Below are 22,388 nucleotides of genomic sequence, written 5' to 3'. Positions count from 1 at the left end.
CAGCCTGCCGGCCGCCCGTTTTTCGTCCGCCTTATTCTGTTTTAATTGTATCATTCCTAAAGTACTTCCTGCAACCGTATATTTTCCATACGGCAAATATAACCGGCAGCGCACTTCCTATCAGAAAACCCATGTTGATTATCCATAAAGGATATTTAACTACAGCTGTTTTTTCATTTGTGGAAAGCTGCATTAATATGATATTAAGACCCCAGTTAGTCGTCAGGACTCCAAATACCAGCCCAAGGGTATACTGAAGAATTTTTAAACCTCCATACGCCTTTCTGTTATCAGATATTTTCTCCTGAATAAGATCCAGACCGATTAACTCATCGCCCATAAAAGCCAGACTGGAACAAATAAATATAGACCATACAAACAGCATTTTCAGTGTTTCATCTGTCCAGGGCGCCGGCGCTTTCAGAACATTACGGGCAAAGACAGCATATGTCTCAATTAAAATCATTATAATTCCCACATAACCAAATATACTCTTTACCCCTGAATCAAGCTTTGAAACCAAACCCTTCATGTCCATTCCTCCTTTAGGGTTGTTCTGTCACTGCTATCACTCTTATCTGGGACCCATCCGCGTTTTTTGTGTTAAGCGGCAGCGCAATCAGCTGACAGGTTGGCTGTCCTACCTCCCATAAATTAGTAAGGTATTCAATCATTAATATTCCTCCTTCTTTCAGGACGAAATCATGTACCGGCTGCACGATAGGATCCTCTGGTTTTGCAGTACGGATTTTGCGTATTTCATAATCTTGCGGGAAGTCAAATCCGACCACCTTCGGATTATAGTCCCTGATCCACCTTCCTCCGTCAGCGCTGACCCAGCAGGAATTATCCCAAAACTCCACGGACTCCCAAGATACCTTTCGCCCACGGTCAGAACGGATTATAATCGCATCATAATGTTTATCCTTGAAAGGTTCGTTTGCCCTTTCCAGCATCTGGGCGGTTATTGCCTCATTATCACCCACAAATGATAAATCCAGAATCAGACAGTCCGAAATACACCAATCACTGATCGGATATGCGTCCAGATTCTTGCCATTTGGGTCATGATGGACAGGCGCGTCAATATGGGTAAACCAATGTGACTGCAAATTATATTTCGTTGTCTGCCAACGGTCTTTATTGGCATGGGATGTGGCCAGTTCAAACTTGATTCCATAGCGCCAATGTTCCACTACCGGCAGGGTGAGGTCAGTTATTTTTCTCATATTCTATAGTGCCCCCTTTAATTCTTCTGGATGATGTCGAGAAGCTCAGTACCATTTTCATCTGTAAAAACCTTCCAGGCGCTCACTGCAATCTCTTTAAATGCTTCCTTATCGGGATTTTCCACAATCTCACATCCGTTGTCCAGCAGCACCTGTTTTGCCTCTATTGTCTTTTCCTCGTTGGCTTTCCTTTGGGCCTCTTTACCTGCATTGGCTGCGTCCATCACAACCTGCTTCTGTTGGTCACTTAATTTGTCCCATGTTTTTTGGCTGATTCCCATCATGAACGGGGTATAAACATGGTCTGTCAGCGTTATATACTGCTGTACCTCGTAAAACTTTCTTGAAACAATTTCATGAAGCGGATTCTCTTCCGCACTGACCGTGCCCTGCTGCAATGCGGTATATAACTCAGATGCGTCAATGGTTGTGGGCAGGGCTCCCAAAGCCTTCCATGTCTCCACCTGTACGGTTGCAGGCAGAGTCCTCATCTTAATACCGCTTAAATCCGCCGGTGTCGTAACCGGTCTCACATTATTGCTGAGTTCCCGGAAACCGTTCTCCCAGAAAGCCAATCCCACGATTCCCTTTTCAGCAAACTTCTCAAATATTTTTTCCGAAGCGGCTCCATCTACAGCTGCCCTGGCCTCTTCCAGATTATCAAACAGGAACGGAAGCTGGAATACTTCTACCTCCGGAACCAATCCTGAAAAATAGGCGGTACCAGATACCCCAATATCAATTGTCCCCTGCTGAAGTCCCTGCACCATGGATGTTGCATCTCCCAAAGCTGTATCATAATAATCCGTCGCTTTCAAGGTCCCGCCGCCATTCTCATTGATATAGTCTACCATAGCCTTTAACCCGGTACCGGTGGGCGTGTTCTCCGCCACAGAACCGGCAAATACGCTAAGTTCAATTGATGCTTCTGCTGTTTTTGCTTCTGTCCCTCCATTATCAGCGGAAGCTGGTTGATTTGCTTTGCCGCAGCCTCCCATACCTAATACAGCTGCTGCCAATAACATATACAGTGCAGTCTTTCTCATAATAAAATCCTCCTATGTTTTATTTCATTAACGCTGGCAGTAATGTTGAAATGCCAGGTATTAATACAATCGCTATGGTTCCTGCTATAATTGAAGCAATAAGTACCGGTAGATGCGGTATGATTTTATGAATGGGCTGTCCGCCTACAGAAGATGCCACAAACAGGTTAATTCCTACCGGAGGCGTCACCAGTCCAATACATAAGGTAACCACCATAACCACACCAAAATGAATCAAGGAAATTCCATACTGGGTTGCTGTAGGAATCAATATGGGAGCAAATATCAGCAATGCCGGTACTGCATCTATGAAACATCCCGCAATAATCAGAATGAATACAACAGCAAACATAAACACTGTTGGGCTTGATATTACAGAGGTAAATCCTTCTGCCACCATCTGGGGTATTCCTGCCCTTGTCAGGACCCATCCAAATGCCTGGGTAGCTGCTACTATCAGCATGATACCCGCTGCTGTCTTGACTGATTTGAATACCACCTTGCCCAGGGATTTGAAATTAAGCTCCCTGTAAACGAACAAACCAATGATAAGGCAATAGAAACAAGCAACGGCAGATGCCTCTGTTGGAGTAAACAGCCCGGAATAAATGCCGCCTAAAATAATGGCAGGCGCAAGTATCGCCCATATAGCGTCTAAAAATGATTTTGCCGCCCGCTTCAGACTAAAATGGCCTACCCCCTTGTATCCCTTTTTAATACATTGCCATACTACTACCGCTGTGACAATTACCCCAAGAAAAAGGCCTGGTACCAGTCCTGCCAGCAGCATATCCCCCACAGATTCCCCGGATGCAACTCCATATAGAACCATAAGTATACTTGGCGGAATAAGAGGTCCAAATATTCCTCCCACGGCCTGGACTGCGCTGGCGTAGCCGCCGTCATACCCCTCCTCCTGCATGGATGGAATCATGATTCCCCCAACTGCCGCGGTAGTCGCCGCTCCGGCGCCTGTCATGGCTGCAAAAATCATGCTGGCTACTACCGTAACAATAGCAAGTCCTCCCGGCAGATGACCTACCACTGTTCTGGCAAAGTTCACAATCCGTTTTGAAATACCGCCGGATTCCATGAGTCCGCCCGCGATTACAAAAAACGGTATGGCCATTAGTGTAAATGAGTCCACCCCTTTCAGCATCTGCTGTCCTATGATTATCATAGGTACATCCATAAAAAGTGCCATGTAAAGCACTGCGGACAGACACAACGAATATGCAATCGGAACCCCCAGAAAAAGTAATACAAAAAATACTCCCATTAAAACTACAATATTCAAGAATCTCTCCTCCTGTCTTATATTTATATCATTCTTATATTTTTTAAAGCAATAATCGTGCCAAATTATATATTCTTTCCAATTTTTTTCCTCAGCTTTTTTCAGGGATATAAATAATACACAATAAAACTTATTTACAACAAATAATCTTAATTTTTTGTATTATTATGTTGTATACCCGTTTCAAAATGTTTCTATTGGATTTCATTCATGTCTCAACGCCAATTACCAGATAATATTAAAAAAGATGCTCATATCAGTCAAAATGAGCATCTTTTCCGTGTTTTGTTAATTTTTTCTCAATTGTAGCAATAATTCGTTGTTTATGATGAATTTTGCAACGCATCACTACTGCAACCCATATTTTTTCATTTTCCTCCATAAAGTAGAACGGTCAATTCCCATGGCCCTTGCTGTCTCGCTCCTATTATATCCGTGTTCACTTAACAGGCGCTGAATGTATTGTTTCTCCTGCTCCCTTTTGCCTTCCGCATACATCATATAGGAAGGACCAGTTGTCATCGTCCTCTCTGAATACTCAGTTATTTCTATATCATCCTGCCCCAGTGCTGCTGCCATTTCTTCTTCTGTTATCATAAATCCGCTATGAACCACGCTCAACCGCTCAGCTATATTCCTAAGTTCCCTGATATTGCCTGTGAAAGCATATTGTTTAATGATCTCCTCTGCTCCTGCGGACAAAATAGGCATTTCATAACCAAACTGATTACTGTAATATTGAAGATAGTAATGAAAGAGAAGGGGAATATCCTCACTCCGTTTGCGCAGCGGAGGGATGTATAATCTAAGAACATTCAAACGGTAAAGAAGATCCTGCCGGAATTTCCCTTCACTCACCTGTCTTTGCAGATTTTTATTGGTGGCCGCAATAATTCGTACATCCACAGATATAACTGAGTTGCCGCCAACACGGCGCACCTCCCGTTCCTGCAGCACACGAAGCAGTTTACTCTGAAATGTCAAAGGAATCTCTGCTATTTCATCCAAAAACAGTGTACCTTTATGGGCCATCTCAAACAATCCCATCTTTCCGCCTTTTTTTGAACCCGTAAAAGCCCCCTCCACATAACCGAACAATTCACTTTCCAACAAGCTTTCCGGCAATGCTGCGCAATTAACTGCCACAAAAGCATTTCCCGCCCTCTTGCTGGCATTATGTATGCTCTGTGCAAAAAGCTCCTTTCCGGTTCCGGTTTCCCCTACCAGCAGAACATTGGAGGATACTCCCGCATATCTTCCGGCATTCTCGATGGTCCTATCCATAATATCACTTTTATGAACAATGTCCTGAAATGTATACCGCGCAGCCAATCCTTTATCGCTCATCTGACGTCGTATCTGATTCTCCATTTGCTGTATTCTTGAGGCATTCATAAAACTGACCACCAGCCCCGGCATGGAATTTCCTATTTTTACAGGAAGGAAATCAGTGGACAGAGAAGTGCCTTCCCTAAGATATACTCTGTCCGCTATTCTTTCACCAGACTCAAAACAGCGTTCCGCTTCCTCCTGCATAAACGGAGCAATTTGCCTTAGATAAGCCCCCCCCCCCCAATAATGTCTGCACATTCGGGAACAACTTTCTGGCTTCTCTGTTTGCTATCTCAATCTGTCCTTTATCATTAACATAAAAAATTCCTGCATTTGAAATTTGAGTAATGATTCTGAAAAGCTCAGACTTTTCTTTTTCTTTCTTCACCTCTTCCGCTATGTGAACCGCTTCTTCCAACACATTGAAAATGGTTTCGCGGCTGACCTTTATAGTCACTACCGGAAGATCCGTTCTTGAGTTCTTGAGATAAAGATATGCGGAATAACCGCCAATAATACAGTCACACCCCTGGCTTACTGCCTCGGCAACACAGTATTCCAAATCATGTCCCTGATCAACCGGATGATAGGAGATTTTCACTCCGGTAATCTCTTCCATATGTTCATATTGATACATATGAAAAAACCTCCCTACAATTCCCACCTTCCTGCAGTGATACATCTTCTTGGCCTCGTAGAGAGCCTGAACTATATCGTAACCTGTAATTGGGATATTAATAACGGGTTTAGTGGGATACTGGCGTTTCAGCTCTTCAAATGTAAAGTTACGCCCAACAAGAACATCGTATTCCCTCTCCATTTTGTACTGACGAACCATATCAACCGTCATCACTTTAAATTCCACAGTGACCTTGTCCTTTTCAGGATAATCCCTGTATACCTCCTGTACTACCGGTTCTAATTCCGGATATGGCACTACGAATAGTATATCCAACCTGGTGCACCCTCCTCTGTTTATTGTAATTACATCTGCCGCGCCATAAATTACGCAGGTCCTGCAATCTGCAGGACCTGTGTACATAGCTGTTATATTTAAAATGTTATGGCCGCCCCAAATCCTGTCCCGCATCCTGATATATCTTAATGGCCTCCGTAATATTAGACGCCGAACCAGCCTGTATGATTCGGGAAAGCTGGGCCAATTTTTCCGGCTGCAGGAATTCCCTCCCCAAATACGGACCGTAGGTATCTGCTATGCGTATATTCTGTTCCCTGATACTGCTCTCCAGATTGCGTAGATTCGCGGACACTTCATCCAGCTCCTGCCTGAGCCTGTCCAACTTATCCTTATGACTGGCTATGATTTCATCTGAAATGATGGTTTTTGTCACATTCTCAAAAGTACCCAGGGCATCTTTTTTCCTGGAAGCAATCTCCGACAGCTCCTGTTCAACGCAGGCAATCTCATCGTCATATTTTTCAAGGTCATATAAATCCTCACTGCCGTCCTTCTGAATGGTTCTGGTAATGACCTTTATTTTCTTCTGGTTCGCTCTCAGGTGATTGCGTATATCCCGCCCCCGCTTAAGCGTATCCTGGTAACGAAGTCTGGTCTTATTGCCAATCATCACATAAAGTCCGCCAAACAGGAGGATATCCACAAAATACACAGCCGCCAGATACCAGATAACTCTCTGGGGAATCAAAAAATAGATACCGCACGGAATTCCCAAAAAGCAGATTACCAGGGTAAGCAGAAAAATCATAATTTCCCTGAAGCCTCTGGGATAGTACAGAGCATAATAAAATGTGGTCCCACACCAGGCGGGCACCCGGTTCTTCTGGAACAATGTCCTCATCTGGACCTTCAGGTCCCTGTTGTGTTCCCGCAGCTCGCTGGTCTCCTCGGCAATCCGTTCCTTTACTCCCTGGCTCTTGGCCTTCTCCCGTTTTGCCCTGGCCTTCTTGAGACGTTCCTGTCCTTTTCCAAGCTCCTGGTCATAGCTGGAATTAATCTCATCCAAACGCTTCTTAATCGTCTGGTTCACGGAGTCAGACACAGCCTTCCTGGCAGTCTCAAGCTCCCGTTCTTTCATCTCTTCCTCATCCGCCAGCTGACCGGCCGTATTCTGGTCACAGTTAAGACGGTACACCGCATCCCTGGCATCTGCCAGGAACTTTACATAATCCGTAATTGCCTGTCCCACCTGCATTTCCTCCTTATGGGAACATTTATCATTACGTATAGCTTACTACAAATAATCCCCACGGGCAAGGGATGTTACAAAAAATTCAAATATGGCCGAAAAATGTACTGCTATTTAACAATATTTTTTAGCGTTTATACGAACTCCATCCTTCCGGAAGATACTTTTTCGTTCCATCCAGCATATCCTTTACAAGCAGCCGTATATCCTGTTCTTTGCACTTCCTTCCTTTAACCTGAGGATCATTCATAAATGCCTTGACTACCAGCTCCTCATTGCAGGTGAGAGCTGCCTCCAGTATGGCTTCATGATTCTCAAACGCCGGCATGATAAGCTCCTTCACACACTCAGGCAGGTCTCCGGCCAGAATGGGGCGGATGGCATCCCGTTCAAAGACCGCATTTGTCTCAACTACTGCCTGTACCGGCCCACAGAGGTACAGTGTCTTTACGCACAGAGACATGGGGTTGGTATAATTGATAATCCAGGCATCCGGGGAATTTTGTTTGATGGCTTCTGCAAAACGTACATATATAGGGATGGTGCGCAGGGCTCTCATCAGGCCTCCCGGCCTTCCCCTGTCCACCCAGCCCAAACACAGGAAGGTGGATGAAGCGGCTTCCTATATTATCGACCATTATGATGAATCTCTGTCCCTGGAGATGATATCGGACCATTTTTATGCTGACAAATGTTACCTGAGCCGGATTTTCAAGGAGGCGTCCGGATTCACGGTTAATGAGTATATTAATATGATACGGATCCGCCATGCCAGAGAGCTTTTGTCCAGCAGTTCCATGAGCATCACGGAGGTATCAGAATCCGTTGGATACGAGACCATCACCTATTTTGAACGTGTATTTAACCAGTACGCCCAGACCTCGCCTTCCAGATACCGAAAACAATACCGGTTAAAAAATGACTTTTAAAACACCGGATTAGATGTTATACTAAAACATCAGAAACCTATATGTCCGCCAATCGTTTGCGAAAGGAGAAGCTTTATGTTCAGAATGTGGGGAAAATTAATGAAAGACAACCATCTGCTAAAAGATACTGTGGTCTGCATATCTGACTATTCCTTATCCAGAACTCAGATGGTCTTTGATTCCCTGGATTCTATTTGTTATGAATTTGATCTGGAAAAACCCATCTGGCTGGACTCTACTGTAAAGGAATTCAAGTATCATGATAAAGCCAGATTCACACAGGATAATTTCATTGAATCAGTAGATTTCGATTTTCTGGAGATTCAGGTAATCGAAGAATAAAGCGGAGATTAAATCGTGAAAAACCTTTTCACAATCGGAGAAATGGCCGAACTGTTCGGCATCAACATACGCACCCTGCGGTATTACGATGAAATTGGCATCCTGCACCCTGAGACAGCGGATCCGGAGACCGGGTACCGCTATTACTCCACCCGCCAGTTTGAACGCCTGAATACCATCAAGTATCTCCGGGCCCTGGGTGTATCCCTTAAAAAAATTTCATTATTTTTTGAAAACAGGGACGTGGATATCATGCTGGGACTTCTAAAAGAACAGAAGGATGAAACCCAGGCAAAAATCAGCGAACTGATGCAGATTGAACAGAAGCTGGAATACCGTCTCAGGGCCCTGGAGGATGCCATTCATACACAATGCGGTGAAATCAGGACCCTTCATTTTGACCAAAGACAGATTGCGTACCTGAGAAAGGATATCAAGCTGGGAGAGGACCTGGAATTCTCACTTCGGGAGCTGGAAAGAGCCAATACCCTGGAACCTGTGATGTTTCTGGGCAAGGTGGGAGTTTCCCTGTCCTCCGCCAATCTGAAGGCCCGCAAATTCCAATCATTTTCAGGTATCTTCGTACTTCTTGAGAAGGAGGACCACTATCAGGGTAAGGAACAGTATCTGCAGGCCGGGGATTATGTAAGCGTGCGGTTTTCCGGCACGCATCAGGAAGCGTCGCAGTACTATATTCTGCTTTTGGAGTATATGAATCAGATGGGATATTCCTGTTGCGGGGATTCCGTGGAGATCACGCTGATTGATGCGGGTTTTACCAATGATACGTCCCGTTATGTGACGGAAATACAGATTCCATTCTCAAAAAGTACGGAAAAATAAATATTTATTATTGACCCTCCAGTTACTGGAGGGTTTATTCTTATTCTTAGTAAATGTTATATTGAGGAGAGATTCATCATGAAAAACGACAATCTGCTGACCGAGGGCAATGTATTTCACGTACTTCTGGCATTCTCCGTCCCATTTCTGGTTGCCAATGTGATACAGGCTCTTTATGGGGCTGTGGACCTGATGGTCATCGGGTGGTACTGCACGCCGGCGAGCGTGGCCGCTGTGTCTACCGGAACCCAGGTAACCCAAATCATCACCAGCATGGTATCCGGCCTGACTCTGGGCGGCACGATTCTGGTGGGAAAATACACCGGCATGAAGGATGAGGAAAGGACCTGCCGCACCATTGGGACCACTCTGTCCGTATTTGCAATTGTGGCATTGGTGCTGACCGTTGGAATGCTGATTTTCAAAGACGCCATACTCGCTGCCTTAAAGACACCGGCGGCCTCCATGGATGAGGCCAGACAGTATGTGACCATATGCTTCTGCGGCATATTCTTCATCTGCGGCTACAATGCCATAAGCGCCTTACTGCGGGGATACGGCGATTCCCGCAGACCCATGTACTTTGTAGCATTGTCCTGCGCGCTCAACATTGCGGGCGATATCATTTTCGTGAAATATCTGGGATTGGGCGTAGCCGGCACAGCCCTGGCAACCGTCCTATCCCAATCCATCAGCATGATATGTTCCATTGTCTACCTTAACAGGAAGAAGTTCATATTTACCTTTACCCTTAAGAACCTGCGCATTGACAGGGACAGGCTGAAGGAGCTGGCAATGGTGGGAATTCCCATCTCCTCCCAGGAATGCATGGTGCGGCTGTCCTTCCTTTACCTGACCTCGGTCACCAACCGCCTGGGAGTGAACGCAGCCGCCGCGGTTGGCATTGCCAGCAAATATGACGTGTTCGCCATGCTCCCTGCCACTTCCATCGCCAGCGCCCTGGCAGCCATCACGGCCCAGAACTACGGCGCAGGGAAGCCGGAACGGGCAAGGCGGTCCCTGACGGCCGGAATTGGCTTTGCGGTACTGGCATCCTCTGTCTTCTTCCTGTGGGCCCAGCTGTCTCCCCAGACCATGATTGGACTCTTTAACACCAATCCTGATATCATAGAGGCGGGAATTCCCTTCTTCCATTCCTGCAGCTTTGATTACCTGGCTGTTTCCTTTGTATTCTGTCTCAACGGGTTTATGAACGGCCGTTCCAAGACAGTGTTTACCATGGTCAGCTGCTGTTTCGGAGCCCTGGCCCTCAGAATGCCTCTCATATGGCTGGCCTACACCTATTGCCCAGATAACCTGTTTGTCATCGGACTGATTGCGCCTGCTGTATCAGGCTTTATGGCCGTATATACCATGCCTTTTGTAATACGGCAGCTAAGACAGGACAGAAGCGGGCGCAGGAAAGAGCTTACGCTTCGCAGTGTCTGACGCGGGCTAACCCCTCCCCACCCCCATTCTCCACCCTCTCTTCCAAACTTTGAGCAATCGAAAAGCCGCCCTGCTGACTCACCCCATCAGCAGGACGGCCTTTTCTCTATGCCGTATCTCTATTAAGCTTTCATCCGACTAAGATTTACGGTATGACTGACCAGCCCCCGCCGGCCCGGCCCGCCATTACAGCCTCTTAAGCAGTTCCTCTCTCTGAGCCTCATATCCTGGCTTACCTAACAGTGCGAACATGTTTTTCTTATAGCTCTCCACACCTGGCTGGTTAAACGGATTCACGCCCAGAATATATCCGCTGACACCGCAGGCGAACTCAAAGAAGTAGAACAGCTCTCCCAGACAGAACTCGTTCTGCTCCGGAATCTTAACCATCAGGTTGGGTACATTGCCATCGGTATGGGCCAGGATTGTTCCGTTCATGGCGCTCTTATTTACAAAATCAACACTCTTTCCCGCCAGATAATTCATGCCGTCGGTATCCACGTCTTCCTTATTCAGAAGAATCTCTGCCGGAGATTCCTCTACACTGAGAACTGTCTCAAACATGATACGTGATCCGTCCTGGATGAACTGGCCCATGGAGTGGAGATCCGTGGTCAGATCCACTGCCGCCGGGAAAATGCCTCTCTGGTCCTTGCCCTCGCTCTCGCCGTAGAGCTGCTTCCACCACTCGGACACATAGTGAAGGCTTGGCTCATAATTGGCTACGATTTCAACTGCCTTGCCCTTGCGGTGCAGGATGTTGCGCACAGCCGCATACTGAAGGGCCGCGTTGGATTCATATGGTGCATCTAAGGCTTTCTGCCTGCCTGAAGCAGCACCCTCCATCAACTTATCAATATCCGCTCCACTTACTGCAATCGGAAGAAGGCCTACAGCCGTCAATACGGAGAAACGTCCGCCCACGTCATCCGGCACAACGAATTCCTCATATCCTTCTTCGTCTGCCAGGTTCTTAAGGGCGCCTTTAGCCTTGTCAGTGGTTGCGTAGATGCGCTTGTTGGCTTCTTCCTTGCCATATTTTTCAATAAGCATTTCCTTAAATACACGGAATGCGATTGCAGGCTCTGTGGTAGTGCCTGACTTGGAAATGATGTTGACGGAGAAATCCTTGCCGTCCAGTACCTGCTTTAAGTCATGGATATATTTACTGCTGATGCTGTTTCCTACAAAATAAATCTCAGGTGTCTTGCGAACGCTCTTGGGTAACACATTGTAAAAGCTGTGCGACAGAAATTCAATGGCTGCTCTCGCTCCCAGATAGGAGCCTCCAATACCTACCACCAGCAGGACGTCAGAATCATTTTGAATCTTTTCCGCTGCTTTCTTAATCCTTGCAAATTCGTCCTTATCATAATCTACCGGCAAATCGATCCATCCCAGAAAATCATTACCGGCACCAGTCTTCTCCAGCAGGGTCTCCTTTGCACTCATGACTGTGGTCTTAAAATTGGCCATCTCTTCCGCAGAAACGAATCCTGCTGCCTTGGAATAATCAAACATAACTTCCTTTCCCATAACTCGCGCTCTCCTTTTCTTATGTCCATGGACCATATGTCCATGATTCTATCAGTGCTGCGGTAAAGCCGCTTATCTCTTAAATTATAACATAATTTCCCTTATAATACCATTTCTTTCTGACTCTGGAAATAAATTCCTGAAAGTCAGCATTTTAGGAAATGAATTCTTTCAGTAATTCCCCCAACATTCTTTTTTGTTCCGGATTCAAATCCTGAAGCCAGTTTTCCTTTGACTTCTCTTCCTGCTTTTCCCTGCTGGCAGCAGTCTGCTCCAGCCCCCTTCTGTTATTACTATTTGAACGGCGGTCTCTTCCTATGGAACGCAGATTAGCCGGCTCCCTGCGGTCCTCCTCGGCTGTAACGGCAGGCACATGCTCCGCTGTGCCTTCCCGGTTCATTCGCGGCCACATCACATTTTCCAGGTAGTCCTGAAGGCAGGTGAGAAGCTGCTGTCTCCTGGATTCCAAATTCACTCCGTAATCCACCAGCATGGTAAACATGCCGGCCAGGATGCCTGTGGTGCCGTACAATACAATATAGTAGTTATCACTTCTAAACCAATAAGAGAGAAATGCTGCCCCGCCGCCTGCCAGGAAGCAGAGAAGTGTCAGCTGCCCCGACAGGTTGTCCAGTCCCTTGACGGACATACCAAAGGTCCGCAGGCTGTACATCTGGCGCTCCAGATAAACGCGTGTGTTATTCATTCCCTGATTCATACGATATGTATCCTCTGCATTCTGTTTCAATCCGCGCAGATATTTGTTCTTAGTCAGTGCCATGTTGGTGCTCTCTTTAATTAATCGTTTGTAGAAGCTTCCCGCCATCAGCCTGGTAAATACCCCAGCCAGGCAGATTGCCGCCAGCACATACAGTGCCTTTCCTGTTTGTAAAAAGCTCATCATAGTAAAAGCTCCCCTTTCTTCCCGGATTCCATCCCGTTTCTATAATAATATTATTTTTTGGCCCGGGCTGCTGGCTGCAGCCGATGCCTGGTTTGGGAACCGCCCCTGCAGTCAGGCGTTTCCCGGTAAAGTCTATTATAGCAACGGATTTTGATTTGGGAAGTTGAGAGTCCCTAGAATCGTTCGCCAAATTCTCCTAAAAAACGATTCTGAGAGGTGAGATTTTTCTTTAGACAGTTAAGGTATACGCCAGGTTTCTCCCTCTGTATCCGGGCGCATCTCCTGGCTGGATTCCCGGTTTCCACGGTTCCCATCTGACGATTCCATTCTGGTTGCAGCAAAATACCATACACCTTCCGGCAGCTCCAATCCGTCCAGGAAACCGTGGTCATTTCCATAGGCTGCATCACACCCCACCCACTGGACCTGGAACCGGCCGCTCTTAATTACCTGGTTGAGCATGCGCTGGGCTATCTGGTTTTTGGTGGCAAATGTCTCTTCTTCCGGGATATGGCATTCCTCACGCAGCCTGAAAAAATCCCCGCTGAACCATTCCTTTGGGATGTACAGTTCATAATCCACAAGCCCATATCCTTTGTCACCGGCGCAGGCAAGGAACACCCCGGACTGGCAGTTTTCCGTTTTCCCCAGGCAGCCACAGTACTGCCGCTTTACACCGGCGGAATGCTTCCCTTTTTTTACAAAGCTTGTGTCATCCACGGACAACATGCCGCAGCCTGCCCCAATCTGCCTGGACAGGAGCTCATACTTTTCACCGGAAAAGTGAAGGGCGACTGGCTCAATCGATTTGCGTTCCAACGGGCTCAAAAGCCCCTGTATAAAGGTTTGGAATAATCTTCGTTGTGGCTGCAGAGAAAAGCAGGGAAAATAATTCTGAAGATAGTGTTCCAGTTCCGTTTGGAGTAAGGAATCATTATTTTCATCGGAATACCAAGCAGCTAATGCAATCGGATCGAACATCGTAGGATTCATCATAGTACCAGCCCCTTTTTCTTTTTATACCAAAAAAGGGGAAACACGCCACTCAGGGAGTTCGCTGTAGTATTAGTACTGGTCCGGATATTTAACCCCTTCTTTTTAAAAGACTCTATCTGACTTTTACCCCAAATACTATCCACTTCTTTTTCTTTTCCATACCATCCTCCCTCTTATAAAACAGACCTCTGAATCTTGTCATATACAGAGGTCCGATTATTTATGAGTCATGCGTCTGTTGTTTGTGGGTCGCTATTTATAAGTATATTATTTATAAATCTGTTATTTGCAAATACAAATAAAACAAATCTGACTGTTAATCAACGTTTTTCTTATCGAAGGGAACGTACGATCTCGGTAAGCAGATTCACGCTGTGAACAATGGCCTTAGCCTCAAAAGCAGGGTAATCTACCGAGGCACTGTCATCTGCCTTATCCGAAATAGCCCTCACAATAAGGAAAGGGATGGAGTTAAGGTAGCAGGCCTGGGCAATGGCTGCCCCTTCCATTTCTGTACAATATCCTCCAAAGGTATCTGTCAGCCACTTCTTTTTTTCCTTATCAGAAATGAACTGGTCTCCAGTCACCACACGTCCCACAAAGGTGTGGATGTCCGGATTCACCCTGGAACAACACTCCTCAGCAAGATTTATAAGACCTTCATCTGCCTTAAAAGCCAGCGTCTCCACCCTGGGTATCTGTCCCGGTTCATAGCCAAATCCGGTTGCATCCATATCATGCTGAAGTGCATCGCTGGAAAGCACAATGTCCCCAATATCAATTTCTGCCTTCAGAGAACCTGCAATTCCCGTATTCACCACACCTGTTACACTATATATATCTGCCAAAATCTGGGTGCACATAGCTGCATTGACCTTGCCAATGCCGGAGCGGACCACTACTACCTCCTTCCCCTCCAGCTTTCCTTTATAAAAGTCCATGGCAGCCCTTGACTCCACCTGTACATCTGTCAACTGCGCCTTAATCATAGCCACTTCCTCGTCCATGGCTCCAATAATTCCTAGCATAATTACCTCCTTCTGTCTTGTACTATTCTTCTATTATATAGGATGCCTGAAGATTTTCAAGTTCAAAGCTTGTTCTCACTTGACATTATCTTTTGCATAAGGCATAATCGGATATACACGAATTTATTACAGGAGGCACTACACATGAGATTTAAAACACAGGGGGTCTGTTCCAGGGAGATATCCTTTGAGGTAAAAGATAATAAACTTACCAACGTCCAGTTCGTAGGCGGCTGCTCCGGCAATACTCAGGGCCTGTCCCGGCTCATCGAAGGCATGGACGTGGATGAGGCTATCCGAAGACTGGATGGAATCCAGTGCGGTCCCAGGCCTACATCTTGTCCGGATCAATTGGCTCGGGCGTTGAAGCAGTTTAAAAGGCGGTAAATATTCTACTAATCTAATACGCTAAATTTAGCTACAAATACTTACTTAAGTTCTTAAAGGGCATTGTTTCTCTATGGATCCAATGCCCTCAATTTACTAAGTCTATTCACAGAAATACAATTAACATACCTAATCAACCCAAACTCCATCCGTTGCAGGACTAAATCCTTCAAATTCCCCATCATACACAGCAACAAACACTCCTCTTAAACGGTAATAATATCCTTTATCCTGATTCTTAAAGGTAATATTCAATGAAGGACGATTTAAGCCTTCCTGATAATCTTTCGCATAAAATTCAGCATCGTAATATGTCACCTGCCTCCATCGTTCTCCCGCCACATCCCAACGTTCTAAATAAATGGTAATATATACTTCGTCTGCAGAAACATCTAGATATGCCGTTGCTGACCCTGCAATATTACCGTTCCCTTCATTGGTAATTGTCACATTTGCTTCTGCAAAAAAATTCCCTCTAGCCTTTGTTGAGTCATATCCACTTGAACTTCTTACAGATTTTGGTAATAAATTCGACTCTGCCTCAACCATCCGTTGAGCATTAGAATTATATGGCATCGCGATAACTGGCATATTTATAGATATAGATAATACAACTGAATATATTATTATTGATAAGTACTTTTTCATTATCTTAATCATCTCCTTAGTTTGTAATTCGTTTGACAATTTCAATAAACTCCTCTTTATTCATTATTCCTATTGCTCTACAATATACTCCCTTAGATATAAAAGATGCTTTATATCTCAAATTCCCATCTTCTAAAACTTCACTCTCAATGCTTATGTCCTTATCTATCCATTTATTATGTACTTTAAACTCATTCTGTTTATCATAGTCGCCCCCATAAACACTGGATGCCTCTCTATCTGACTTTGATTGGCAAAAATAAAAAAACTGTTTATTATAAATAAATTCCATATCTGCTCTATCATTATCTATATACAACGCTTTAAAATCCATATCCCCAGGAATAAATCCTAATTTTAACGAATTGATTTCCAACTCATCCTCAATAGCCTTATATGCCTCCTCCTCCCCATTAACGGCTATCTTATTAGAATCATTATTATATACTATATTATTCTCGTCTCTAACCCTCTCCCGATAAAAATACGATTTCGTCCCCATAGCCACCATACATCCACTCCCTGCCACAAGACAGGCAATTAAACCAATCGCAGCCAACCGCTTCCATCCAAATCTCGGTTTGATAACCTTGGGGTGCTCTGGTTGGTCGGATTCCGGTACATTCTTTGACTCAGCCTTTTCTTCCTGTATCCTTGCCCAGATTTTTTCAAACTCATCTGATGATGGGGACGGAATGGGAAGGGGGACGGTCATATTCTTGACTGCTTCAAATTCTTTTAACAGTTCTTCATCTGATATATCATCCGTTCCCCAAATCGGGCAGTCCATAGAATTGTCCTGTTCTGAATCTCTTTTATAATCTCCCACGTGACACCTCTGTTTACCAAATCTCCTAAAGTTCCCTTTGCCTTTAGGGTTGACTTTTTGCGTTTAATGCTTACTATAATAGTAGACGTTTATGAATGCCGGTTTCCCCAGCATATCATATTCTTTAGGAGGTTTTTATGAAAAAAATCATTTTAACCGGCGGCGGTACTGCCGGACACGTTACCCCCAATCTGGCCCTGCTCCCTTCATTAAAAGAAGCTGGTTACGAAATCCGCTATATCGGTTCATACCAGGGTATGGAACGCAAGCTGATTGAAAATGCGGGCATTCATTATGATGGCATATCCTCTGGCAAGCTGCGCAGATACTTTGATATCAAGAATTTTTCCGACCCGTTCCGCGTTGTCAAGGGTTACGCGGAGGCCAGACGGCTCTTAAAACGCCATAAACCGGATGTAATTTTTTCTAAGGGCGGTTTTGTTGCAGTTCCCGTGGTTCTCGCTGCCAAGCACTATAAAATCCCTGTCATCATACATGAGTCCGATATGACGCCAGGTTTGGCTAACAAAATCTGCATTCCCTCTGCCCTTAAAGTCTGCTGTAACTTCCCGGAGACCCTTAAGTACCTTCCATCTGACAAGGCCGTACTTACAGGCTCCCCTATCCGTGAGGAACTGCTCCAGGGCGATCGGCTGTCCGGGCTCACTTATGCCCACCTGACTGCCAGCAAGCCTGTACTTCTTGTCATTGGCGGAAGTCTGGGCTCTGTAGCTGTAAATACGGCGGTCCGCAATATCCTCCCCAGGCTTCTGCCCAGCTATCAGGTAATACATATCTGTGGCAAAGGCAATCTGGATGAAAGTCTGATTGGAACTGCCGGATATGTACAGTATGAATACGTTGATGCTCCCCTAAAGCATCTTTTCGCGGCTGCCGACCTTGTCATATCAAGAGCTGGGGCCAATTCCATCTGCGAGCTTCTGGCACTGCGCAAACCGAATCTGCTCATCCCCCTGTCAGCAGCGGCCAGCCGCGGAGACCAGATTCTCAATGCCAATTCCTTTGCAAAACAAGGATTCAGTAAGGTTCTGGAAGAGGAAGCATTGTCTGACGACTCTCTGCTTGACGCGATTAACGATTTATACCTAAACCGTAATTCCTATATACAGTCCATGGAGCAGAGTAATTTGAACAATGCCGTTAAAACAGTTGTATCTCTCATTGAATCATGTGTGAAATAACGTTAGGGCCAATTATCATTTTTTAGCAGTTCTTCAAGGTACTTTCTGATACGGCTGACTCTGGAATAACATGCCTTTTCTGTAATATTCAGCATAGCGCATACTTCCCTTGTCGGCCGTCCCTCTATCAATCTGAGCGTCGCGACCTGACGCCAGTTTTCAGGCATCCTCTCGATTTCCTTAAGAAGCGCCTGACATCTCTCTTTGCTGACTACAAAATCCGGCAGATTGGCAGCCTTATCGTGTGCCGGATAATCCTCACTGTTATATGCCTCTTCGTCCAATTCCCCATAGCTCCTGTACTTCATCTTTCGGTGAAAATCCATACACCGGCTCTTCAGAATACGTATCAGCAGCGCCCTCTTACTTTCCTCGGACATATCCAGGGAATATTTATACCGGGCATATGAGACAAATGTATCCTGTACCACATCCTCAATATAATCCACAGGAATATCGTTTACATAAGCTATCCTTCTCAGGTATACCTCATATTCCAGATACATTTTCTCAAACAGTTTCTTATCTTCTGTATCCATCTTCTCAATCTTCATTGCAATTACAGACAGCCTTTGATTTTATCCGCAACCTCTGCCAGTTCCTCTGGCGAAGCCTTTCCCGGAGTCCAACCGACAATGGCTGGACCTCTCTCATATCTTGGAATCACATGCATGTGGAAATGGAACACAGTCTGCCCGGCTGCCTCTCCATTATTCTGAACCAGATTGAATCCCGCGCATCCGAGAGATTTCTTCATCGCAGAACCAATCTTGGCACCCAGAGGAAGGACTTTGGCGGCTATATCCCCATCCAGTGAGCATACATCTGCAAAATGCTGTTTTGGAAGGATAAGAGCATGTCCTCTGGACGCCGGTCCCAAATCCAGAATCACGCGAAAATCCTCATCCTCATACAGAGTGGCTGACGGAATCACCCCGCCCGCTATTTTACAAAAAATACAATTGTCATCTGTCATTCTGAAAATCCTCCTTCCGCTGCGGTTAACACAGCCTGCATTCTATCCAGCCATACCGGAAATTCTGGCAGCATGTTTCCTCCTGTAAAGCAGGATGCCTAAAATGAAGCCGGAAATCAGGCCTCCTATGTGAGCTACATTGTCCACTCCTGTTGAAGTAAACCCATGATAAAGGGTCAGCAGAACCATAAAGCCCAGCTGCCTGTTGGTTAGTCCGTCCAACTGACCGTGATGAATGGCAATCACATAGACCAGACCGCCTATCACACCGAAGATTGCGCCTGAAGCTCCCGCTGACACACTGGCCGCTCCTGTCCGTACCTGAACAGCCAGAGATATACCGTTGGCAGCAACACCGCTGGCAAGGTAAAATATCAAATATTTGATATGACCCAGCGCCTTTTCCATCTTCTCGCCAAGCACCAGCAGAACCAGCATATTATTTGCCAGATGGCTGACTCCGAAGTGCAAAAACATGGCAGTAAACAGCCTGTAATACTCTCCACCAAGGATGACAAACGGCGCAAATACCGCACCATGTTTTACCATGAATACGCCATCCTCCGTGGAGCCGATGGCCTCCAGATACAGAAATACCAATGCGTTGACTGCTGCCAGCGCAATATTGACATATGGCCTGTTCCTGTTTATACCTGTAACCATCCGTATTCCTCACATCCTTAATGATATATAATCTTAGCATACTTTAAAGGACTTGTTAAGTGGCTTTGACGCAATAAAGTTATTTTTTATGCCCCCACCCCTTGCTATCTGCTATTTCCGCAACCAAAATCATACTATTGTTTTAAGATAGAAAGTACATACAGGACTGCTCTGTGCAGCTAATAAAAAACATATCCGCAGTCAGCCATAAATATCTGGTCTCCCGGCTCCAGCTGTGTTGTCTCGTTTGCCTCCAGCAAACGGCCTCTGACCCTGGTGCCATTGGTAGAGTTAAGGTCTGTTACAGTATAACGCCCATTATTTTCATCTAATCTTATGTGAAAGCGGCTTACTGTATCTTTAAGCAGCACATAATCGGCTAAATCCTTGTGTTTGCCAATCACAAAGGGAAAATAGGATATTACAATGTCTTCATCCGAACCGTTGAGGGCGGATAAGCGCCGTACCTCTTCCCCTTCTGCCGGCCGCTCTGATAAAAGAACAGTCTGAAAGGATTCTTCGGCACTGTTTTGTGGGATTTTCTGGGAATATTCATTTTTATTTTCATTCGTATACACGGGAGAAGGCTGAATGTCCAAATCCTCATCTTCGTCATCTTCGTCCTCATACAAAATTCTCCATGGGTCCTGCTCCTCGCCTGAGTCTGTATCATCTCCATTATCAGCCCTATGCCCAATGAACAGCCCGTATATATTGATGGCTGATAATATAACCAGTAAGCCTCCGTCTATTGCTGCTAACATTTTCCAATTATCGAAGACCGCTGTCATCCCTCTGAACAGCCACAGTGCCAATGGACAAAGAACTGCCACTGACAGCCATAAAATAAACTGCCGTATGAAAATGTTTCCTTTCCTTTCATCCTTTTCCTTCTTTTCCCGGTCCTTCCCCCCGTCCTCCCCCTGTTCTTTCTTCGTTTTCACACTTTTTCCTCTGCCTTGCCCTGTATCAGCCTCTTTCCCCTGTTTCTCTTCATCTTTTCCCTTTTGTTCCTTCTCCCAATTATCCCTTCCCTGCACGCCTCCCTTCTTCGCAAAAACTTCTTCCTGCTCCCTAAATAACACTCTTTTCTTCCCCTTCCGCCGTTCTGACGCAATCAGCCCCAGCAGATCGTCCATTCCGCAGTTTTCCTTAAGGCTTTCCTGATAAAGCCCATAAGCCAGAACGACACACTCCCTGTCTTTATGGTTTATCCTCTTCAGAATGTATTGCAGAAGGCGGCTCAGTTTCTCCTGAAAATCACCCTGAGCGCCGGGAACCAGGCACAAACCGGTCTGGAACAGTTCCGGCTCCACATAAATATATTCCGGTTCCAGCAAAACACCGCCTGCGTCTAAAAGATATTCCTCCATACCATTCAATGCTGTATGTATCTGAATTAATAACTGGCATATCTCATCCCCGGTTATAAAACGGGTCTCCAGAAGGCGGCTTAACGGTTGTCTGGAGGTGATGTCATAACAATACGAAGGCCGTCCATCCTGATATGTTATGTACATCCTCAGCAGCCCGCGAATCTCATTGTGGGCCAGCATTCTGGCTTCATATCCGGCTGTGGTCTCTGCCATCCCCGCTACCAGGTAATTGCGTTTTGCTTCTCTCCTGTAGCTAATTTCCATCTTCTTTGACCAGCCCTTCAATTAAAGTAATCTTGCGCAGGAATATCTCCGGCCGGAACCTTCCCGCCTCAATCTCCCTTTTCCATTTCCCATCTCTGCTTACTCCGTATATCCTCTGTCCTTTTTCCTTTATCATCAGATTGCAGTCAGTAAAAAACATGAGACGGCCCATATGTTCCTGTGCCCCGGACACAGAGGCTTCCAGTTCCCGCACGCTTCCATGACGTCCCTTTTCCACCGCCTCATGCAGACCCATGGCGGCCTTGGTCTCATCATGAATACGGGCTGCCTGCTGGAGCATCACCGATACGGACAGCAATACCATGGCCATAATCCATGCCGCCTCAACTGTAAGACTTGCCTTAAGCGTTTTTTCTTTCATATGAACATCACCCCGATTCCCGCCGGGATCAGAAACGGAAGAAGAGGAATGCGAAGCCTTCCCCTGTCTGTTCCCTGCAGAATCCCTTTAAACATCAAAACCACGGATAGCAAAAAGCATACACCTAAACCGCCTGCCAGCAAAACCAGATTTTTCACTGCCCCCAGATAAATGCCTGATACCAGAAAGAACCATCCGTCCCCTTTCCCCACAGCCTCGTTTGTTATCCGGGACAGAAGAAGCAATCCTCCTCCTACAGCCATGGCCATGGCTGTATCTTTAAACTGACCCGCTATAAAACCAAACGGCAGATGGGAGACGGAAATCTGATATCTGACTGCTGCCTCCAGCATAATATACATACATCGCACAACGGCTCCTGCGGCTCCCGATATCACAATCAGGCTGAGCTTTATCCTGTGATTCCTCATATCCTGCCACGCTCCAATTAACAGCATCATAAGGAAACCGCAGCGCAGCATTACTCCCGCTATTTCATGCCATACTGTTAACTGTTCTGACAAATCACCATTCAATATCCCCAACAAGCGGCACCCCCGTC

At 45.8% G+C, this 22,388-nt stretch carries 26 protein-coding genes; 6 read left to right on the top strand and 20 right to left on the bottom strand.

Annotated elements, in window-relative coordinates:
- Positions 1 to 31: 31 nt before the first annotated feature.
- The 8 genes from LA360_RS19925 to LA360_RS19890 all read right to left on the bottom strand — a co-directional run bounded on the left by LA360_RS19925 (position 32) and on the right by LA360_RS19890 (position 7,553).
- Positions 32 to 532: a TRAP transporter small permease gene (locus tag LA360_RS19925; RefSeq protein ID WP_022202604.1), complete on the bottom strand. Its 501-nt coding sequence runs from the start codon at positions 530 to 532 to the stop codon at positions 32 to 34.
- Between the two features lie 13 nt (positions 533 to 545).
- A complete protein-coding gene (locus tag LA360_RS19920) occupies positions 546 to 1,229 on the bottom strand; it encodes a cyclase family protein (RefSeq protein ID WP_022202605.1) in 684 nt (227 codons plus the stop codon).
- Between the two features lie 17 nt (positions 1,230 to 1,246).
- A complete protein-coding gene (locus LA360_RS19915) occupies positions 1,247 to 2,275 on the bottom strand; it encodes a TRAP transporter substrate-binding protein (RefSeq protein WP_022202606.1) in 1,029 nt (342 codons plus the stop codon).
- 19 nt (positions 2,276 to 2,294) lie between these two features.
- The gene (locus LA360_RS19910; RefSeq protein WP_112481510.1) at positions 2,295 to 3,572 is read right to left on the bottom strand and encodes a TRAP transporter large permease; all 1,278 of its coding nucleotides are present in this window, start codon (positions 3,570 to 3,572) and stop codon (positions 2,295 to 2,297) included.
- Between the two features lie 348 nt (positions 3,573 to 3,920).
- A complete protein-coding gene (locus LA360_RS19905) occupies positions 3,921 to 4,856 on the bottom strand; it encodes a sigma-54 interaction domain-containing protein (protein WP_242997615.1) in 936 nt (311 codons plus the stop codon).
- Positions 4,857 to 5,079: 223 nt separating this feature from the next.
- A complete protein-coding gene (locus LA360_RS19900; protein ID WP_225537629.1) occupies positions 5,080 to 5,859 on the bottom strand; it encodes a PrpR N-terminal domain-containing protein in 780 nt (259 codons plus the stop codon).
- A 106-nt stretch (positions 5,860 to 5,965) separates the two neighbouring features.
- On the bottom strand, positions 5,966 to 7,072 hold the full coding sequence (locus tag LA360_RS19895) for a hypothetical protein (RefSeq protein ID WP_022202609.1): 1,107 nt from the start codon (positions 7,070 to 7,072) through the stop codon (positions 5,966 to 5,968).
- A 127-nt stretch (positions 7,073 to 7,199) separates the two neighbouring features.
- Positions 7,200 to 7,553 carry a family 4 glycosyl hydrolase gene (locus LA360_RS19890; protein WP_416824156.1) on the bottom strand — a complete coding sequence of 118 codons (354 nt, stop codon included), beginning with the start codon at positions 7,551 to 7,553 and terminating at the stop codon, positions 7,200 to 7,202.
- Between the two features lie 28 nt (positions 7,554 to 7,581).
- Between LA360_RS19890 and LA360_RS30060 the strand changes: the two genes are divergently transcribed.
- From LA360_RS30060 to LA360_RS19870, 4 genes are all read left to right on the top strand, one after another.
- Positions 7,582 to 8,001 carry an AraC family transcriptional regulator gene (locus tag LA360_RS30060; RefSeq protein ID WP_318653992.1) on the top strand — a complete coding sequence of 140 codons (420 nt, stop codon included), beginning with the start codon at positions 7,582 to 7,584 and terminating at the stop codon, positions 7,999 to 8,001.
- Between the two features lie 75 nt (positions 8,002 to 8,076).
- The gene (locus LA360_RS19880; protein ID WP_002585465.1) at positions 8,077 to 8,343 is read left to right on the top strand and encodes a hypothetical protein; all 267 of its coding nucleotides are present in this window, start codon (positions 8,077 to 8,079) and stop codon (positions 8,341 to 8,343) included.
- A gap of 15 nt (positions 8,344 to 8,358) precedes the next feature.
- Positions 8,359 to 9,186 carry a MerR family transcriptional regulator gene (locus LA360_RS19875; protein ID WP_022202611.1) on the top strand — a complete coding sequence of 276 codons (828 nt, stop codon included), beginning with the start codon at positions 8,359 to 8,361 and terminating at the stop codon, positions 9,184 to 9,186.
- Between the two features lie 78 nt (positions 9,187 to 9,264).
- Positions 9,265 to 10,635 carry an MATE family efflux transporter gene (locus LA360_RS19870; protein WP_057571302.1) on the top strand — a complete coding sequence of 457 codons (1,371 nt, stop codon included), beginning with the start codon at positions 9,265 to 9,267 and terminating at the stop codon, positions 10,633 to 10,635.
- Positions 10,636 to 10,821: 186 nt separating this feature from the next.
- Here the strand turns inward: LA360_RS19870 and LA360_RS19865 are convergent, their stop codons facing one another.
- The 4 genes from LA360_RS19865 to LA360_RS19850 form a co-directional block, all read right to left on the bottom strand.
- Positions 10,822 to 12,171 carry a glucose-6-phosphate isomerase gene (locus tag LA360_RS19865; protein ID WP_002585462.1) on the bottom strand — a complete coding sequence of 450 codons (1,350 nt, stop codon included), beginning with the start codon at positions 12,169 to 12,171 and terminating at the stop codon, positions 10,822 to 10,824.
- Between the two features lie 154 nt (positions 12,172 to 12,325).
- Positions 12,326 to 13,075: a hypothetical protein gene (locus LA360_RS19860; RefSeq protein WP_022202614.1), complete on the bottom strand. Its 750-nt coding sequence runs from the start codon at positions 13,073 to 13,075 to the stop codon at positions 12,326 to 12,328.
- 237 nt (positions 13,076 to 13,312) lie between these two features.
- The gene (locus LA360_RS19855) at positions 13,313 to 13,894 is read right to left on the bottom strand and encodes a transposase (protein WP_057571300.1); all 582 of its coding nucleotides are present in this window, start codon (positions 13,892 to 13,894) and stop codon (positions 13,313 to 13,315) included.
- A gap of 509 nt (positions 13,895 to 14,403) precedes the next feature.
- Complete coding sequence (locus tag LA360_RS19850; protein WP_057571298.1) at positions 14,404 to 15,099, bottom strand: 5'-methylthioadenosine/adenosylhomocysteine nucleosidase; 696 nt, start codon at positions 15,097 to 15,099, stop codon at positions 14,404 to 14,406.
- A 144-nt stretch (positions 15,100 to 15,243) separates the two neighbouring features.
- On the opposite strand from LA360_RS19850, the gene LA360_RS19845 reads away from it, so the two are divergent.
- Positions 15,244 to 15,486: a TIGR03905 family TSCPD domain-containing protein gene (locus LA360_RS19845; protein ID WP_112481509.1), complete on the top strand. Its 243-nt coding sequence runs from the start codon at positions 15,244 to 15,246 to the stop codon at positions 15,484 to 15,486.
- A 129-nt stretch (positions 15,487 to 15,615) separates the two neighbouring features.
- On the opposite strand, the gene LA360_RS19840 is transcribed toward LA360_RS19845, so the two are convergent.
- Positions 15,616 to 16,173 (bottom strand): DUF6147 family protein, encoded by a 558-nt coding sequence (locus LA360_RS19840; protein WP_112481508.1) that lies wholly within the window; start codon positions 16,171 to 16,173, stop codon positions 15,616 to 15,618.
- Positions 16,151 to 16,924 (bottom strand): hypothetical protein, encoded by a 774-nt coding sequence (locus tag LA360_RS19835; RefSeq protein ID WP_022202811.1) that lies wholly within the window; start codon positions 16,922 to 16,924, stop codon positions 16,151 to 16,153. Before LA360_RS19835 ends, LA360_RS19840 begins: the two co-directional genes overlap by 23 nt.
- A 176-nt stretch (positions 16,925 to 17,100) precedes the next feature.
- On the opposite strand from LA360_RS19835, the gene LA360_RS19830 reads away from it, so the two are divergent.
- Positions 17,101 to 18,165 carry an undecaprenyldiphospho-muramoylpentapeptide beta-N-acetylglucosaminyltransferase gene (locus tag LA360_RS19830; protein ID WP_002585454.1) on the top strand — a complete coding sequence of 355 codons (1,065 nt, stop codon included), beginning with the start codon at positions 17,101 to 17,103 and terminating at the stop codon, positions 18,163 to 18,165.
- Between the two features lie 2 nt (positions 18,166 to 18,167).
- Here the strand turns inward: LA360_RS19830 and LA360_RS19825 are convergent, their stop codons facing one another.
- From LA360_RS19825 to LA360_RS19800, 6 genes are all read right to left on the bottom strand, one after another.
- Positions 18,168 to 18,719, bottom strand: a complete 552-nt coding sequence (locus LA360_RS19825; protein WP_022202812.1) for an RNA polymerase sigma factor — start codon at positions 18,717 to 18,719, stop codon at positions 18,168 to 18,170.
- A gap of 5 nt (positions 18,720 to 18,724) precedes the next feature.
- Positions 18,725 to 19,141: an HIT family protein gene (locus LA360_RS19820; protein WP_002585452.1), complete on the bottom strand. Its 417-nt coding sequence runs from the start codon at positions 19,139 to 19,141 to the stop codon at positions 18,725 to 18,727.
- 42 nt (positions 19,142 to 19,183) lie between these two features.
- Positions 19,184 to 19,804 carry a rhomboid family intramembrane serine protease gene (locus LA360_RS19815; protein WP_022202813.1) on the bottom strand — a complete coding sequence of 207 codons (621 nt, stop codon included), beginning with the start codon at positions 19,802 to 19,804 and terminating at the stop codon, positions 19,184 to 19,186.
- Positions 19,805 to 19,983: 179 nt separating this feature from the next.
- Positions 19,984 to 21,444 (bottom strand): DUF6382 domain-containing protein, encoded by a 1,461-nt coding sequence (locus tag LA360_RS19810; RefSeq protein ID WP_112481507.1) that lies wholly within the window; start codon positions 21,442 to 21,444, stop codon positions 19,984 to 19,986.
- On the bottom strand, positions 21,434 to 21,826 hold the full coding sequence (locus LA360_RS19805) for a hypothetical protein (RefSeq protein WP_002585449.1): 393 nt from the start codon (positions 21,824 to 21,826) through the stop codon (positions 21,434 to 21,436). The genes LA360_RS19810 and LA360_RS19805 overlap by 11 nt, the downstream gene beginning before the upstream one ends.
- Complete coding sequence (locus tag LA360_RS19800; protein WP_002585448.1) at positions 21,823 to 22,374, bottom strand: hypothetical protein; 552 nt, start codon at positions 22,372 to 22,374, stop codon at positions 21,823 to 21,825. Before LA360_RS19800 ends, LA360_RS19805 begins: the two co-directional genes overlap by 4 nt.
- Between the last annotated feature and the right edge of the window lie 14 nt (positions 22,375 to 22,388).

This window comes from Enterocloster clostridioformis (genome assembly GCF_020297485.1).
Classification (GTDB): Bacteria; Bacillota; Clostridia; order Lachnospirales; family Lachnospiraceae; genus Enterocloster; species Enterocloster clostridioformis.
This window is presented reverse-complemented; position numbering and strand designations above follow the sequence as displayed.